This window comes from Mesorhizobium sp. L103C105A0 (assembly GCF_000502215.1).
Classification (GTDB): domain Bacteria; phylum Pseudomonadota; class Alphaproteobacteria; order Rhizobiales; family Rhizobiaceae; genus Mesorhizobium.
The window spans coordinates 211,433-223,950 of the sequence record NZ_AYXF01000002.1 but is presented as its reverse complement, the minus strand read 5'-3'; the positions used below and the strand labels follow the sequence as shown (position 1 = coordinate 223,950).

18 protein-coding genes are annotated in these 12,518 nt (G+C 61.9%); 12 read left to right on the top strand and 6 right to left on the bottom strand.

Annotated elements, in window-relative coordinates:
• Positions 1-36: 36 nt before the first annotated feature.
• Positions 37-963 carry a DMT family transporter gene (locus X727_RS158545; protein ID WP_023833779.1) on the bottom strand — a complete coding sequence of 309 codons (927 nt, stop codon included), beginning with the start codon at positions 961-963 and terminating at the stop codon, positions 37-39.
• 132 nt (positions 964-1,095) lie between these two features.
• Complete coding sequence (locus tag X727_RS158550; protein ID WP_031203991.1) at positions 1,096-1,737, bottom strand: glutathione S-transferase N-terminal domain-containing protein; 642 nt, start codon at positions 1,735-1,737, stop codon at positions 1,096-1,098.
• Between the two features lie 159 nt (positions 1,738-1,896).
• Here X727_RS158550 and X727_RS158555 point away from each other — a divergent pair, with 159 nt between their 5' ends.
• Positions 1,897-2,829, top strand: a complete 933-nt coding sequence (locus X727_RS158555; RefSeq protein ID WP_023833777.1) for a LysR family transcriptional regulator — start codon at positions 1,897-1,899, stop codon at positions 2,827-2,829.
• A gap of 9 nt (positions 2,830-2,838) precedes the next feature.
• Here the strand turns inward: X727_RS158555 and X727_RS23495 are convergent, their stop codons facing one another.
• The 4 genes from X727_RS23495 to map form a co-directional block, all read right to left on the bottom strand.
• Positions 2,839-3,459, bottom strand: a complete 621-nt coding sequence (locus tag X727_RS23495) for an isochorismatase family cysteine hydrolase (protein ID WP_050591272.1) — start codon at positions 3,457-3,459, stop codon at positions 2,839-2,841.
• 172 nt (positions 3,460-3,631) lie between these two features.
• Positions 3,632-4,030, bottom strand: coding sequence for a RidA family protein (locus X727_RS158560; protein ID WP_023667656.1), 399 nt, complete (start codon positions 4,028-4,030; stop codon positions 3,632-3,634).
• A 189-nt stretch (positions 4,031-4,219) separates the two neighbouring features.
• The gene (gene radC, locus X727_RS158565) at positions 4,220-4,987 is read right to left on the bottom strand and encodes a DNA repair protein RadC (RefSeq protein WP_023744792.1); all 768 of its coding nucleotides are present in this window, start codon (positions 4,985-4,987) and stop codon (positions 4,220-4,222) included.
• A gap of 113 nt (positions 4,988-5,100) precedes the next feature.
• Positions 5,101-5,934: a type I methionyl aminopeptidase gene (gene map, locus X727_RS158570; RefSeq protein ID WP_023744793.1), complete on the bottom strand. Its 834-nt coding sequence runs from the start codon at positions 5,932-5,934 to the stop codon at positions 5,101-5,103.
• Between the two features lie 279 nt (positions 5,935-6,213).
• Between map and X727_RS158575 the strand changes: the two genes are divergently transcribed.
• The 11 genes from X727_RS158575 (at position 6,214) to X727_RS158625 (ending at position 12,491) form a co-directional block, all read left to right on the top strand.
• On the top strand, positions 6,214-6,510 hold the full coding sequence (locus X727_RS158575; protein WP_023667653.1) for a DUF982 domain-containing protein: 297 nt from the start codon (positions 6,214-6,216) through the stop codon (positions 6,508-6,510).
• A gap of 146 nt (positions 6,511-6,656) precedes the next feature.
• On the top strand, positions 6,657-6,932 hold the full coding sequence (locus X727_RS158580) for a DUF6074 family protein (RefSeq protein WP_023681621.1): 276 nt from the start codon (positions 6,657-6,659) through the stop codon (positions 6,930-6,932).
• Between the two features lie 114 nt (positions 6,933-7,046).
• The gene (locus X727_RS1000000167785) at positions 7,047-7,199 is read left to right on the top strand and encodes a hypothetical protein (protein ID WP_155923531.1); all 153 of its coding nucleotides are present in this window, start codon (positions 7,047-7,049) and stop codon (positions 7,197-7,199) included.
• A 64-nt stretch (positions 7,200-7,263) separates the two neighbouring features.
• Entirely contained in the window at positions 7,264-7,932 is a 669-nt protein-coding gene (locus tag X727_RS158585) for a DUF2161 family putative PD-(D/E)XK-type phosphodiesterase (RefSeq protein ID WP_023705981.1), read from the top strand.
• Positions 7,933-8,405: 473 nt separating this feature from the next.
• Positions 8,406-9,533, top strand: coding sequence for a site-specific integrase (locus tag X727_RS158590; protein WP_245274129.1), 1,128 nt, complete (start codon positions 8,406-8,408; stop codon positions 9,531-9,533).
• Positions 9,534-9,535: 2 nt separating this feature from the next.
• Positions 9,536-10,210, top strand: coding sequence for a hypothetical protein (locus X727_RS158595; RefSeq protein ID WP_023833774.1), 675 nt, complete (start codon positions 9,536-9,538; stop codon positions 10,208-10,210).
• Between the two features lie 80 nt (positions 10,211-10,290).
• Complete coding sequence (locus tag X727_RS158600) at positions 10,291-10,494, top strand: helix-turn-helix domain-containing protein (protein WP_023833773.1); 204 nt, start codon at positions 10,291-10,293, stop codon at positions 10,492-10,494.
• The gene (locus tag X727_RS158605) at positions 10,494-10,790 is read left to right on the top strand and encodes a GIY-YIG nuclease family protein (RefSeq protein ID WP_023833772.1); all 297 of its coding nucleotides are present in this window, start codon (positions 10,494-10,496) and stop codon (positions 10,788-10,790) included. Before X727_RS158600 ends, X727_RS158605 begins: the two co-directional genes overlap by 1 nt.
• A complete protein-coding gene (locus tag X727_RS158610; protein WP_023833771.1) occupies positions 10,790-11,017 on the top strand; it encodes a hypothetical protein in 228 nt (75 codons plus the stop codon). Before X727_RS158605 ends, X727_RS158610 begins: the two co-directional genes overlap by 1 nt.
• A 183-nt stretch (positions 11,018-11,200) precedes the next feature.
• Positions 11,201-11,698: a hypothetical protein gene (locus X727_RS158620; protein WP_023833769.1), complete on the top strand. Its 498-nt coding sequence runs from the start codon at positions 11,201-11,203 to the stop codon at positions 11,696-11,698.
• Between the two features lie 463 nt (positions 11,699-12,161).
• Positions 12,162-12,491 (top strand): hypothetical protein, encoded by a 330-nt coding sequence (locus X727_RS158625; protein WP_023833767.1) that lies wholly within the window; start codon positions 12,162-12,164, stop codon positions 12,489-12,491.
• Positions 12,492-12,518: the final 27 nt, after the last annotated feature.

Below are 12,518 nucleotides of genomic sequence, written 5' to 3'. Positions count from 1 at the left end.
GGCTGGTTTGATTCGGCTTGCCTTGTTCCAGCGGGATCAAAGCGCCTTGATGATGATGCAGCCGGCCAAAAGCAGCACGACGCCGGCGAGCCGCATGCCGGAGACAAGCCGCTGCGGCAGGCGGAACCAGCCGAAGGTGTCGACGAAGATGCCGGCGACCTGCTGGCCGGCCACCGTCAGGCTGACGGCAGCTGCCGCTCCGATGACGGGGATGGCGGTGAACACGGTCGTGACATAGGTGGCGCCGGCAAAACCTCCGAGCCAGCCCCACCAGGGCATCGACGACAGGCCGGCGAGGCGAGGGCGGGGCGTCTTCGTCAGGGCAAGCGCGATCAGAAGCACCGCGGCCATGGCCAGCATCGCCACCAGGAACGAGATGGTGCCGACCGCAAACGGCGCGCCGCCAAGGTCGTGCCGAAGCAAGGCGTTTACAGCGCCTTGCACCGGAAGCACGGCGCCTGCCAGCAGCGCCAGTCCGATCCAGCCGAGTTTCGAGGGCGCCAGATTGTCCGCCGCGCCCTTTTGTCCCAGAACGATGAGGGCAGCACCGGCAAGCACGACCAGCATGCCAAAGGCAGGCCCGGCTCGCAGTCCTGCTTCGGGGATCCCGAGCCAGCCGAACGTGTCGAGGGCGAAGGATGCAAGCATCTGCCCGGCGATGAAGAGCCCGACGGACACGACGGCGCCAAGGCGAGGGAACACAAGAATGGTCGAAACGACGTAGAAGGCCGAAGCCATGCCGCCGATCGCATGCCACCATTCGGCTTGCCGAACGGCAAGCAGAGCCGGTGTCGTTCCGGTGAGGGCCGTGATCGACAACAGCACGATGGCGCCGACCGCGAGCTGAAGCGTGGTCGCGGCAAAGGGTGAGCCGACCGCCTTTGAAAGTTGGGCGTTGGCGCCAGCCTGCACTGCGAGCAGGCCACCGGCGGCAAGCGCCAGAGGGATGAAGAGGATTTCCACGATCGTATTCCTTGAATGCGGGGTGCGGCGGCTAGGGCATGATCCCAAAAAGTGGGTGCCGGTTTTTCGAAAAGATCATGCTCCAACAAAGGGTTAGGTCATGATGAGATTTCAACCAAATCTCATCATGATCTAAGCGGCAGCCGATGCTTCGGGCCGGGCGGGAACGGCAATGCCTCTGACAACTGCGGAGCGTCGGCCTATGGCGGCATACCAACGCGCCAGGTCTGGCGCGTCATCGAGGCTGAGGCCGAGCCTGGTGACGGCCGCGTTGATCCATGGCCATGTCATCACATCGGCGATGCCGTAGCTTTTGCCGACGATGTGCTCATGGTTCTTGAGCCGGCTATTGAGCACTCGGAAGACGCGTCCGGTTTCGCGCTCAAAACGCTCGATCACGTAAGGGATTTTTTCCGGCGCGAAGATTTTGTAATTCCACAATTGGCCAAGCGTCGGGCCGACATGGGCCGCCTGGAACAAGGTCCAGGTCAGCGTATCGTCCGCTTCCTGCGCGCCCACGGGCTGAAGCTTGCCCGACCGTCGCGCCAGGTAGTGCAGGATGGCGCCGGATTCGAAGACCGTGCGGCCGGCGTCCCGGTCGACGATCACCGGGATCTTGTTGTTGGGATTGAGCGCCAGGAAATCAGGCTTGGTCTGGTCGCCCCTTTCGATGTCGACCAAGCGGACCGAGTAGGGCAGGCCGACCTCTTCCAGCATGATCGAGGCCTTGTGCCCGTTGGGTGTCTGGCAGGTGTAGAGTTCTATCGGCGTCATGGCTCTTCTCCGCGACCGTTCTTTCGTCGTCGGACTCCATATGGCGTGCGTGCATGCGTAGATCGACATGCCGATTCGCCCGCTTGCTCTGCGTTTTTGCACAGCGAAGCGTCATTTTGGCTCGCAGAGCGCAGCGCTTTCTTTTATCTTTCTGCAAGAATGCACAGCTCACGCGATATCGACTGGGAAGATCTGCGCATGGTGCTGGCCGTCGCCGATGGCGCTTCGCTGGCGGCGGCGGCTCGGATCCTGGGCGTGAACCACACGACTGTGCTGCGGCGCGTCAACGCCTTCGAGGCGCGGCTGGGTATCCGCCTTTTCGATCGGCTGCCGACTGGCTATGCCCTCACCGCGGGCGGCGAGGAACTGCTGGGCGCGGCACGCACAATGGCCGAGACGGTCAATGAACTGGCGCGCAAACTGTCGGGGCAGGATCTCAGGTTCGAAGGCAGGTTGCGGGTCACCACCACCGATACGCTGATGGCGTCGGTGCTGCCGCCGATCCTGGCGGCGTTTCATAAGCTCCATCCCGGCATACGGGTCGAGGCGATGACGCAGAATTCCATCGCCAACCTGACGCAAAGGGATGCAGACGTGGCGATCAGGCCGGTGTCGCAACCGCAGGAAATCCTGGTCGGCCGGCGCATTTCGGGCGTCGCCTTCGCCGCCTACGCGACACGTTCCTATGCCGAAACGCTACCCCCGGAGCCGAGATTGGGTGCGCTGCGCTGGATCGCGCCCGACGACAGCCTGGCCAACACCGGCGTCGCCCGCTGGATGCGGTCGTCGCTGCCCGATGTCGAGGTCGCCATGCGCGCCGATTCCCTGGTGACGATGTCGTATGCGGCGGGCGCCGGTATCGGGGTTGCGGCGCTGCCCTGTTATCTCGGCGACAGCCTGCCCGGGCTTGTAAGGGTCGGAGGGCTGATCGAGGAGATTGGCTCGGCGCTGTGGGTGCTGGTGCACGACGATTTGCGCCGCACGGCGCGCGTCCACGCCTTCACCAAATTCGTCTCCGGCGAATTGCAGCAGCGGCGCGACCTTCTTGAGGGCAGGCTCGGCGGCGGTAGGCTCGAGACGCACGCCAGCTGACGCGCGGGCTCAACTCCGCAACAAGCTCCCAAGCTCTGCGACGGTCATCACGCGCCCGAACACCTTGCCTATGATGTCGAGGGTTGCATTGTGCGATGGCTCGTCCAGTCCGCCATTGGCGTCGCTGATGAAAGCCACCTTGTAGTCGCGCATGAAGGCGCTCCGCGCGGTGGATTCGCAGCAGATGCTGGTCACGGTGCCGATGATGATCACCGTGTCGACCCGGCCTGCGCCACGGATGTTACGCAACACCGTCTCGAGCTGCGTGTTGTGGAAGGCATCGTAGCGGTGCTTCTTGATGACGACATCCCCAGGCAAGGGCGCAAGCGCGGCGACGATTTCGGCGCCGGCGCTGCCTTCCCGCATTCCTTTGGTTTTCAGCTTCGGCTGATAGCCGGTTTCCAGCGGCGAGATATCGAAATGGTCGCTGAGCACATGCTGGGTGTAGATAACCGGGACGCCTTGCGCGCGGCAAAGCTCGACCACCTGCCGCATCGCCGGAATGCGATGGCGGGCCATGGCCACTTCCATGACGGCGCCCTCATCGACGAAGTCGCTTTGCATGTCGATGACCAGGAGGGCTGCGCGTTGCTTGTCGAACGCCCATGGTTCGTCGCCGGGCTGGGGCATTGCGTGTTTCCTGTTTCCGACGTTGATCAGGTGAGCAGCAGGCTCTTCATCGAGACATCGCAATTCCTGCCGATGACGATGTGATCGTGGATGGATGGAGAGATCAAGGTCGTGGCAATCTCGCAGCGAGTGCCGGGATTTGTTTGGGCGACTTGACGCGTCCTCGCTTGGCCTACGGGTCGATGACCGCGATCGCATCGATCTCTATCAGGTAGCCGGGAGACATCACTGCTATCCCGACCACTACGTTTGCTGGCTTGTGATCGCCGAACAGCTCGACCTGGGCCGCTTCGATGATCGGCACGTGTTCGTCGCGTTTGTAATCGACGATGTAGATCGTGATCTTGCAGACTTGCTCGGGCCGAGCGCCGGCGGCAGCAAGCGCTCGGCCGAGATTCCCGAACGCCAGGCGCGCCTGGACTGCGAAATCACCATGGCCAACGAGCTTGCCGTGTATGTCTTCTGGCTGCTGGCCCGAGACGAACACCAGCTTGCTTCCTGTCGCAACGACGACCTGGGAGTACATTTCCGGAATCGGCAGATCATTTGGATTTATGCATTCGAGCGTCATTGAATAGATCTCCTGCAATGGCTGTGGCTGCTTCGTATTCGCGGGTCTACCACATTGTCGCCGAAGCGGGCGCTTCCGTCGCAATATCACTTCTACACCGCAAGCGTGGGCATTTGAGCCAAAGCGGAATGTTGCTGATTGGCTCGCGAGCGGTGGCGTTTGGGATGACGGCACCGGCGCCCATCAGGCTCAGATCAGCAGCAGGCCCTTCATCGAGGCGTTGCCTTTCTTGCCGATGATGATGTGGTCGTGGACGGCTATGCCGAGCGGCTTGGCGCTGTCGATGATCTGCTTGGTCATTTCGATGTCCGCGCGCGATGGTGTCGGATCACCTGAAGGGTGGTTATGCACCAGGATGACGGCGCTGGCCGACAGTTCGAGCGCGCGCTTGATCACTTCGCGCGGATAGACCGGCGTGTGGTCCACGGTGCCGACCTGCTGTACCTCGTCGGCGATCAGCACGTTCTTCTTGTCGAGGAACAGGATGCGGAAATGTTCGCGGTTCTCGAACGCCATCGCCGAGCGGCAGTACGCAAGAAGCTGCGTCCAGTTGGACAGCACCTCGCGGTCGCGAACCTCGGTCCACGCCATGCGCTGCGCGGCAGCGGCAATCACCTTCAGGTCGACCGCCACGGCGGGGCCGATGCCCTTCACCTCCTGCAGCAGCGCCACCGGTGCGCCAAGCACTTCGCCAAAAGTGCCGAAGCGCGCCAAAAGCGCCTTGGCGATCGGCTTGGTGTCGACGCGCGGGATCAGGCGAAACAGCAGCAGTTCGAGAAGCTCGTAGTCGGGCAGGGCGTCTGCGCCGCCGGCAACGAAGCGCTCGCGCAAACGGTCGCGATGGCCGTGATAGTGTGGCGTCTCGGTCAGTTTGTCCTTGGGCGCCTTGTCCTTCGCCGGCGGTTCAAGCCACCGCTCGGAGAAGAACCCCCGTTCGTCGTCGCCACTCTTCCCCATCGACCCCCCACACTCCCCGAAGGCTTCGACGGCAGATTAGAGCGGTAAGCAGCGCGCGGTCGAGTTTTTTCGGCGACGGCGCCTCAAAGCCGCGGCTTGAGGCGATCTTGTTTTCAGCTGACCGCCGGCAGGCCGGGGCGGTCGAGCTTGTTTGGCGACAGGGTGAAAATCTCGCAGCCGGTTTCGGTGACGCCGATCGTGTGTTCGTACTGCGCCGACAGCGAGCGGTCGCGCGTCACCGCCGTCCAGCCGTCCGACAGCACTTTCACATGCGGCCGGCCAAGATTGATCATGGGCTCGATGGTGAAGATCATGCCCGGCCGCATCTCGACGCCTTCCGAGGCGGTGCCATAGTGCAGGATGTTGGGTGCGTCGTGGAACAGCTGGCCAACGCCGTGGCCGCAGAAATCGCGCACCACCGAGCAGCGCTCTGCCTCGGCATAGGTCTGGATGGCGGCGCCGATGGCGCCGGTGCGGGCGCCGGGCCGGACCGCCGCGATGCCGCGCATCAGGCACTCGTGGGTGACTTCGAGCAGGCGTTCGGCGGCGCGCTTGATGGTGCCGACGGGATACATGCGCGAGGAATCGCCGTGCCAGCCGTCGAGGATGTAGGTGACGTCGATGTTGACGATGTCGCCATCCTTCAACGGCTTGTTGTCTGGAATGCCGTGGCAGACGACGTGGTTGATCGAGGTGCAGGACGATTTGGTGTAGCCGCGGTAGTTGAGCGTCGCCGGTAACGCGCCTTGGTCCATGCCGAATTCGAAGACGAAACGGTCGATGGTCTCGGTGGTGACACCCGGCTGGACCATCGGCACCAGTTCATCAAGGCAGCGCGCGGTGAGATCGCAGGCCTTGCGCATGCCGGCAAATCCTTCTTCGCCGTAGAGGCGGATCTGGCCGGTGTTCCTGAGGGGTGCCGTGGCGGCGTCGAGATAGGTGACCATAGTGTCCGTTTGCCTGTAAGCGGGCGGCGCATACCAGCCCGTTAGAAAATTTCCCCAGATTTGGCACTGCAAGCCGCAAGGTTCAAGGAAGAACTGCCGGCAATGGACTGATACTGGCGATATTCCTGGCTTGCGCGGCCGCTCAGATGACATCCAGGTGCGCGATCTCCTCCGAATGCCGAGATCGCACTGACGACACATTTTCGCGCAAAAGCAGCCAAAGCAACTTTTGACGACGAACGGCGTTGCTGTGGTCGACGCCAGTTCGGGAGATATAGAATGGACAGATTGCAATTCGAGGTGCCGGTGCGCATCGCGCCCGCGCCCGGGCTGCCGGTAGAGGAAATATACAGCGTCGAACAGGCGCTGGATATCCTGCATGACTGGCCAAAGAAGCGACAGGGCAAGGTCTATGAAGCGGCGTTCAATGCCTGCTTCGGGGCCACGGTGGATGTGGTCAAGACTGAGGACGCCTGGCGCGCCTTCATGGCGTTTTGCCGGGTCAGTGGGCTGCTGGCCAGGGATATGATGGTTACGGCCAAGCGCGCCGGCGAGGCGAGGGGCCTGAGGGTCTAGAGTTCTGCTTGGCCTGGAGGCCGGCCAACCGACTCGTTCCAATCGGCGCGGACTCCGCGGCGTTAAGGTTCCGTTTCCGACTTCACAGCTAGGCATGAGCCATAGAGCAGCGTCTGATTCGTTGCGTCGGTTTCATGGTGCAGAACATGTCTTCAGCCAATGTGCGTACCTTCCCGCTAGATCGGCAGACCGTGCTGGTGCGCGAGGTCGCCGCAAGGCTGGGCAGACTGCACGGCGACACGGCCACGTCGTTCTGGAAGGCCACGGCGCGCGAACTCCTCGACAAGGCGGTCGCGGCCGGCTGCGATGCGGCTTCGGCGGCCAACGATGTCCGCCGGTTTTTCGCCGCGGTCCAGGACGAGATGCATTTCAAGGCGGACGATGCCGCACCAGGGCAGCGCCGGACGCGCACCCGCCCTTAGCCTCAAAACACACGCGCTCATCATTGTGTGGCCAACCGTGGACCGGTCTTGGCGTCGACGGATCTCGGGTCTTACGCTGTCGATTGTGCCGTCCCAGCCACGGCGAGCGCCTTGTTGAACGCGAGACAGGCGATGAAATACTGGTCGCGCTCGGCCCTGGCGACGTCGGTCATCGCCAAGGAAATCGTCGAGCGCTATGGCGGGACTATCATGCCGGAGACCTGCCTGACGGCCGCCTTGCAAACAGTGGGTCTCAAGGCGGCTTAGCGCAAGGCGTCGGCCTCTCGGCGATCCCTGTGCCGACCCGATCCGAATCGGCTATGCCTGCGCGATGCAGGAAACGTCTCTCTACATCCCGGTGAAGCGGTTTCTCGAGAGCCTGGAATTCACGGTCAAGGGCGAAGTCGGGCACTGCGATATCGTGGCGGTGCGCGACGGCGAGCCGCCTGTGCTGGTCATCTGCGAACTGAAATTGCAGTTCAACCTCGAACTGGTGCTGCAAGGTGTCGATCGCGCCGCGGCATGCGACGAAGTGTGGCTGGCCGCGCGCATGTCGGCGCGTGGCAAAGGCCGCGAGCACGACCGCCGTTTTCGCGCGCTGTGCCGGCGGCTCGGCTTCGGGCTTCTGGCTGTCAGCGGCAAGGGGGAGGTCGAATTGCTGCTCAGCCCGGCCGCTCTGCCGCCGCGTCGCGATCCAAAGCGGCGCTCGCGGCTGATGGAGGAACACCGGCGCCGGCGCGGCGACCCGGTGGTGGGCGGCGGTTCGCGCGCGCCGATCATGACCGCCTACCGGCAGGATGCGCTGGCCTGCGCCGCAGCCATGACCGACGGGCCGAAACGCCCGCGCGATCTGAAAGCGATTTCGCCGCGCGCCCCCAGCATCCTATTGGACAATGTCTATGGCTGGTTCGCCAGGGCCGAGCGCGGCGTCTACGCGCTGACCGAAGGCGGCCATGCGGCGTTGCAGCGCTGGCCACAGGTGGCGCACGACCAGGGATGAGTGGCCGGAGATTGCCGCGAGCAGGCGCCGAGGGAAACAGCCGCTGTTCGCCGTTTCAACCGATTCGCCGCGCCACCGTTCCAGCCGCTGCTAGTTCGGCGGCTGCCGCGAGGCTTCTTGTTTTCCTGAAAGATCTGGTACGCCCAAGGGGAATCGAACCCCTGTTACCGCCGTGAAAGAGCTTCTAATCCGCCCAACGCCGTCCAGCCATATTTACTGAACCCCTTGAAGGCCATGGTCTCGTGCCCAGTTGCGTTTGTGCTTGTCCAATGGCGTCTACGCCGGTATATTGGACAAAGTGTTGGACACGGCAGGGCAGGGGCATGGCAAAGAGAGTTCGTGACGCGACGCTCGACAGCAAGGAAGCTCGGGCGAAACTGAAGGCGCGCGGCAAGCCGTATTACAAGAGCATCGGCCCTGGGCTCCATGTCGGATACCGGAAGGGCAAGGAAGCTGGCCGGTGGGTCGTCCGCATGTATGTCGGCGATCAGGACTACCGTGTCGAGACGATCGCTAGTGCTGACGACAGAGCGGACGCAGACGGCAAGGCCGTGCTTTCGTTCTGGCAGGCTCAGGACAAGGCCAGGGAGCTTCACAAGCGCCTGTCTGGGGACAGCGGCGGGGTGGCCGGCGCATTCACCGTCAATGAGGCCATGGCTGATTACCTGCTATGGATGGAAGGCAACCGGAAATCTTCCAAGGATGCCCGCTACCGCGCCGAGGCGTTGATCCTGCCGGAGCTCGGCACCGTTGACGTTTCCAAGCTGACAGCCACCCAGATTCGGAAATGGCATAGCAAAGTTGCCGCCACGGCGCCGCGTCTCCGTAGCAAGAAGGATGCGGAGCAGAAATTTCAGGAACTCGGAACCGATGCCGAATCGATCCGGCAGCGCCGCGCCACCGCAAACCGCGTCCTGACGATCCTAAAGGCGGCGCTAAATTACGCATGGCGGGAGGGCAAGGCGGCTTCGGATAAGGAATGGCGCCGGGTCGAGCCGTTCGAAGATGTCGAGAGTGCCCGCGTCCGCTATCTGACGATCACCGAAGCGCAACGACTGGTGAACGCCTCCAGCGGCAGCTTCCGGGATCTTGTCCAGGCAGCCTTGCAGACAGGCGCCCGGTACAGCGAACTAGCACGGGTTCGCGTCGAGGACTTCAACACCGATGTCGGCACACTGACAATTCGGGAGAGCAAATCCGGCAAGGCCCGTCACGTCGTGCTGACCGACGAGGGCAGCGAACTATTCGGCCAACTGGCAGCCGGGAAGCGCGGCGATCAGTTGCTGCTGACAGCGCCAGCCGGCGGGACTTGGGAGAAGTCTCACCAATTCCGGCCGATGAACGAGGCGTGCAAGAACGCGAAGATCATCCCAGCGATCGGCTTCCATGGCCTTCGCCACACGTGGGCCAGCCTGTCCGTAATGAACGGTATGCCGCTGATGGTCGTTGCGAGAAACCTTGGCCACACCGACACGAGGATGGTCGAGAAACACTATGGCCATCTTTCGCCGTCCTACGTCGCCGACGCCGTCAGGGCAGGGGCGCCACGGTTCGGAACGGTCACGAAGAGCAACGTCGTTTCGATGCAGGGGGAGGCATAAAAATGGCTTCCTTCTGGAAATCACCGAGCGAGATATTTCTGGCAATCCTTGAGGAGGCGGAAAAAATTATCGGCGGCGAATCTGTTGTCGATCTGATTGCCCGCTGCAAAGAAATGCTGAAGTTAGAGGATCTCGCCTGGAGCACTTCAGACCAATCCCCCGAAGATAGGCCGGTTTATGAGGCACGGTTGGCCGCGTGGCGGTCTAAAATTGATGAAGCCCAAGTTGGGGTTCACCGGCTTATGATGGCCCAAGCCGTTGGGGGCAACTGGTTTGCCGTTGGATACCGGAGCATCGAAGCGGGTGAGGAAGTCATTCCTCGTCGCTATTGGCCATTCCTAACCCTTGATCTGGAACACGCGACCGCAAAAGGCGAGGCGGGCGAATTTCGAGCTGTCCGGTGTGCGTTCCAGAAAGATGTGCCTGCCGACCATCCAATTCGCGCCAGAGTTCGCGTCGCCAATTCGGTGTCGACTGCCGCCGGCCAGCCGCCAAAGCTACAGGCTTCTCGAAAGCGAGGACCCGAACCCAAACAGCTAATGCGCGTCAAGACCGAGATGCTGCGTCTTGACCGAAGCGTTCTCAACGGGATGAAGGAGGAGCAGATGGTGGCGGAGTTCAACGCATCGCGCGACACTTGCCGGCGCGCCCGGAAAGAATTGTCGGAGTTACACTAAAACTAACTCCAACCATCGACAATTAGCGACACCGAAAAGCCGCGTCCATCTTGGGCCTGTAGCAACACAGGAGAACCCAAATGGACTACACGTTCGAAGCCTACAGCATTCCTGAATTTTGTGCAGCGCACAGGATCAGCCGCGCGACTTTCTACAACCTCATCCATGACGGTCACGCACCGCGCACTATGAAGGTGGGCGGGCGCGTCCTGATTTCGAAGGATGCCGCGTCTGACTGGCGCAAGGCCTGCGAAGCCGGTTCCGCAAAGTCGGAGGCGGCGTAATGGAGAGCGTCGTCTATTTCGCGAAGTCCGGCCCGACAATCAAGATTGGCTATAGCGCCAACCTACCGGGGCGGCTGAACCAGTTGAAATACATCCGGCCGGCTCCTGGTGGTCGTCGCCCAATCGAGTTGCTGGGCACCATCCCCGGCGACATCGAGGTCGAGGCCTGCATTCATGCGCGCTTCAGGCTCTACAAGACTTCACGTCATCCTAGCTGCGAGTGGTTCCTCGATACCCCTGAACTTCGCCGCTTCATAGCGATCAACTGCAATCCTGAAGTCAGGGAGGCTGCATAATGGGTCGCTCTTTCCCAACAACCGACCATGTTGATGCTGGCTATCTCGAAGAGGCAGTGGCCTGGTTCGCTGAGCATCAAACGACATGTGAGCGACCGTTCGTCCCGGCGATCCGCCGCCGGTTCGGCCTCAGTGCGCTCGACGCAGTAAGCGTGATGCGCCTCGCCAACTTGCGTTTGGATTGGCCGAATACCTCCGACGAGGAGGCCGCCTATGTTGCTTCCTGATACGGCAAAGCCGACCTCGGCAAAGGTCGGCTCGCTGGAAATGTCGAAAAGCTTGGCAGCAATCGATATCGGCGAGAATACCGAAAGTCTCACCCACCTGCAAGCGGCTCGCCTCCTTCGCCGCTTTCCCATGTCCGTCCCGGTAGCGCTGGTCACTGCCCGGCTTATGTACGGGAGGGCCGCATGAGCCGCGACTTCGCGCCCGTCGCACCCGCAGTCTGGGGATCCCGGTCGTTCCTGTCGCTCGACAGCGATGGCCGGCAACTGATGCTGTTTTTCATCTGCGGACCTCATCAGAACAGCGCCGGCTGCTGCCGGATTCGTGAGGGCTATGTTCTGGCCGATCTGATTTGGGAGCCCGCGCAATACCGGCGAGCTCTCGCCAATGTCGTGGCGGCCGATCTGGTCGCGCATGATCCGGCGACGGAAGAAACCTATGTGAAAAAATGGTTCCAGCACAAAGGCAACATCCCGACGAACAAGGATCACGCCAAAGGGACCATGATCATCGAGCATATCGACAGCGATGAAATCAGAGAGATCGTCGAGGCCGATTTCATGGCGACCGAATGGGCGAAGCGGACCTTCGATCCCGACCAGCCCGACCAACCTACGAACGTGATCGGCGGCGATAGGCTGGCCAATACCCGCTTAATGCGGGGTGGAGGGGGTAGGCTATGACAGCCCTGTCTACAGCCCTGTGCACAGCCTCTCGACACACAGAGACAGAGACCGAACGGATACAGAGACCAGAACATAGACCTGACACCGAACTGAAAAAGAACAAAAAACAGAATTTAAACCCGTCCGCTTTGGAAGGAAGGAAGGTTCAGAAGAAAGCTTCAGGCCAAGAACTTTCCATAGAAAGCGGCTTACATGCCCAACGTTTGAGTGCTTCCTACGGGTCGAGCCGCCTCAGCGAACAACTCGGCCGCTGCCTGGACCTTGTCGGCGGCCTCTTCGACCCTATCGAAGCGCATCAGCACGCGACACTGGAGCATCGACAACCGCGCAGCATGGTAAAGTTGGCTGCGCTTGCGACCGTCCGAATCCAAAGGTTGGAACAGCATCGTCATGCCAACAAACGGCGGCCGGCGACGTTTGTTCCCACCGTCCCCAGCCTCGCAAGCTTCGTGGAGACGGCATGAGCGACCTCGCCAGCATCATTGTTCGGCTCACGGCGATCGCCCAGGACGTTGATCGCACCTTGGCGGATGTCCGAGGCCTGCAAGGAGAGGATGTTCTTTTGCCGGCGCCTCCTCAACCCGCCGCTCGGATCATCGTCGAACCAGAGAGGCGGGTCGACTTGATAGGCATCGAGTGGGTCGACATCGGAGTGGCCGCAACCCGTTTTCAACGGTCCAAAGATTCGATTTGGCGCTGGTGTGATCGCGATCGCACTTTCGGCTGGAAGTACGGTGGTCGCTGGCTCGTCTCAATCACGAAAGTGCGGGCAAGGCTCAACATTTGGTAGGATGTCGGCTTTGGCGGTTTTGTCGGT

Excerpts from the sequence above, each read along its gene's own strand:
- X727_RS158590 (WP_245274129.1), top strand. The coding sequence starts at position 8,406 with ATGTATGTCGGCGATCAGGACTACCGTGTCGAGACGATCGCTAGTGCT.
- X727_RS158625 (WP_023833767.1), top strand. The coding sequence starts at position 12,162 with ATGAGCGACCTCGCCAGCATCATTGTTCGGCTCACGGCGATCGCCCAG.
- X727_RS23495 (WP_050591272.1), bottom strand. The coding sequence starts at position 3,459 with ATGCCCCAGCCCGGCGACGAACCATGGGCGTTCGACAAGCAACGCGCA.
- X727_RS158555 (WP_023833777.1), top strand. The coding sequence starts at position 1,897 with ATGCACAGCTCACGCGATATCGACTGGGAAGATCTGCGCATGGTGCTG.
- X727_RS158575 (WP_023667653.1), top strand. The coding sequence starts at position 6,214 with ATGGACAGATTGCAATTCGAGGTGCCGGTGCGCATCGCGCCCGCGCCC.
- X727_RS158595 (WP_023833774.1), top strand. The coding sequence starts at position 9,536 with ATGGCTTCCTTCTGGAAATCACCGAGCGAGATATTTCTGGCAATCCTT.
- X727_RS158605 (WP_023833772.1), top strand. The coding sequence starts at position 10,494 with ATGGAGAGCGTCGTCTATTTCGCGAAGTCCGGCCCGACAATCAAGATT.
- X727_RS158560 (WP_023667656.1), bottom strand. The coding sequence starts at position 4,030 with ATGACGCTCGAATGCATAAATCCAAATGATCTGCCGATTCCGGAAATG.
- X727_RS158620 (WP_023833769.1), top strand. The coding sequence starts at position 11,201 with ATGAGCCGCGACTTCGCGCCCGTCGCACCCGCAGTCTGGGGATCCCGG.
- map (WP_023744793.1), bottom strand. The coding sequence starts at position 5,934 with ATGGTCACCTATCTCGACGCCGCCACGGCACCCCTCAGGAACACCGGC.
- X727_RS158580 (WP_023681621.1), top strand. The coding sequence starts at position 6,657 with ATGTCTTCAGCCAATGTGCGTACCTTCCCGCTAGATCGGCAGACCGTG.
- X727_RS158610 (WP_023833771.1), top strand. The coding sequence starts at position 10,790 with ATGGGTCGCTCTTTCCCAACAACCGACCATGTTGATGCTGGCTATCTC.
- X727_RS158600 (WP_023833773.1), top strand. The coding sequence starts at position 10,291 with ATGGACTACACGTTCGAAGCCTACAGCATTCCTGAATTTTGTGCAGCG.
- X727_RS158550 (WP_031203991.1), bottom strand. The coding sequence starts at position 1,737 with ATGACGCCGATAGAACTCTACACCTGCCAGACACCCAACGGGCACAAG.
- X727_RS158585 (WP_023705981.1), top strand. The coding sequence starts at position 7,264 with ATGCAGGAAACGTCTCTCTACATCCCGGTGAAGCGGTTTCTCGAGAGC.
- radC (WP_023744792.1), bottom strand. The coding sequence starts at position 4,987 with ATGGGGAAGAGTGGCGACGACGAACGGGGGTTCTTCTCCGAGCGGTGG.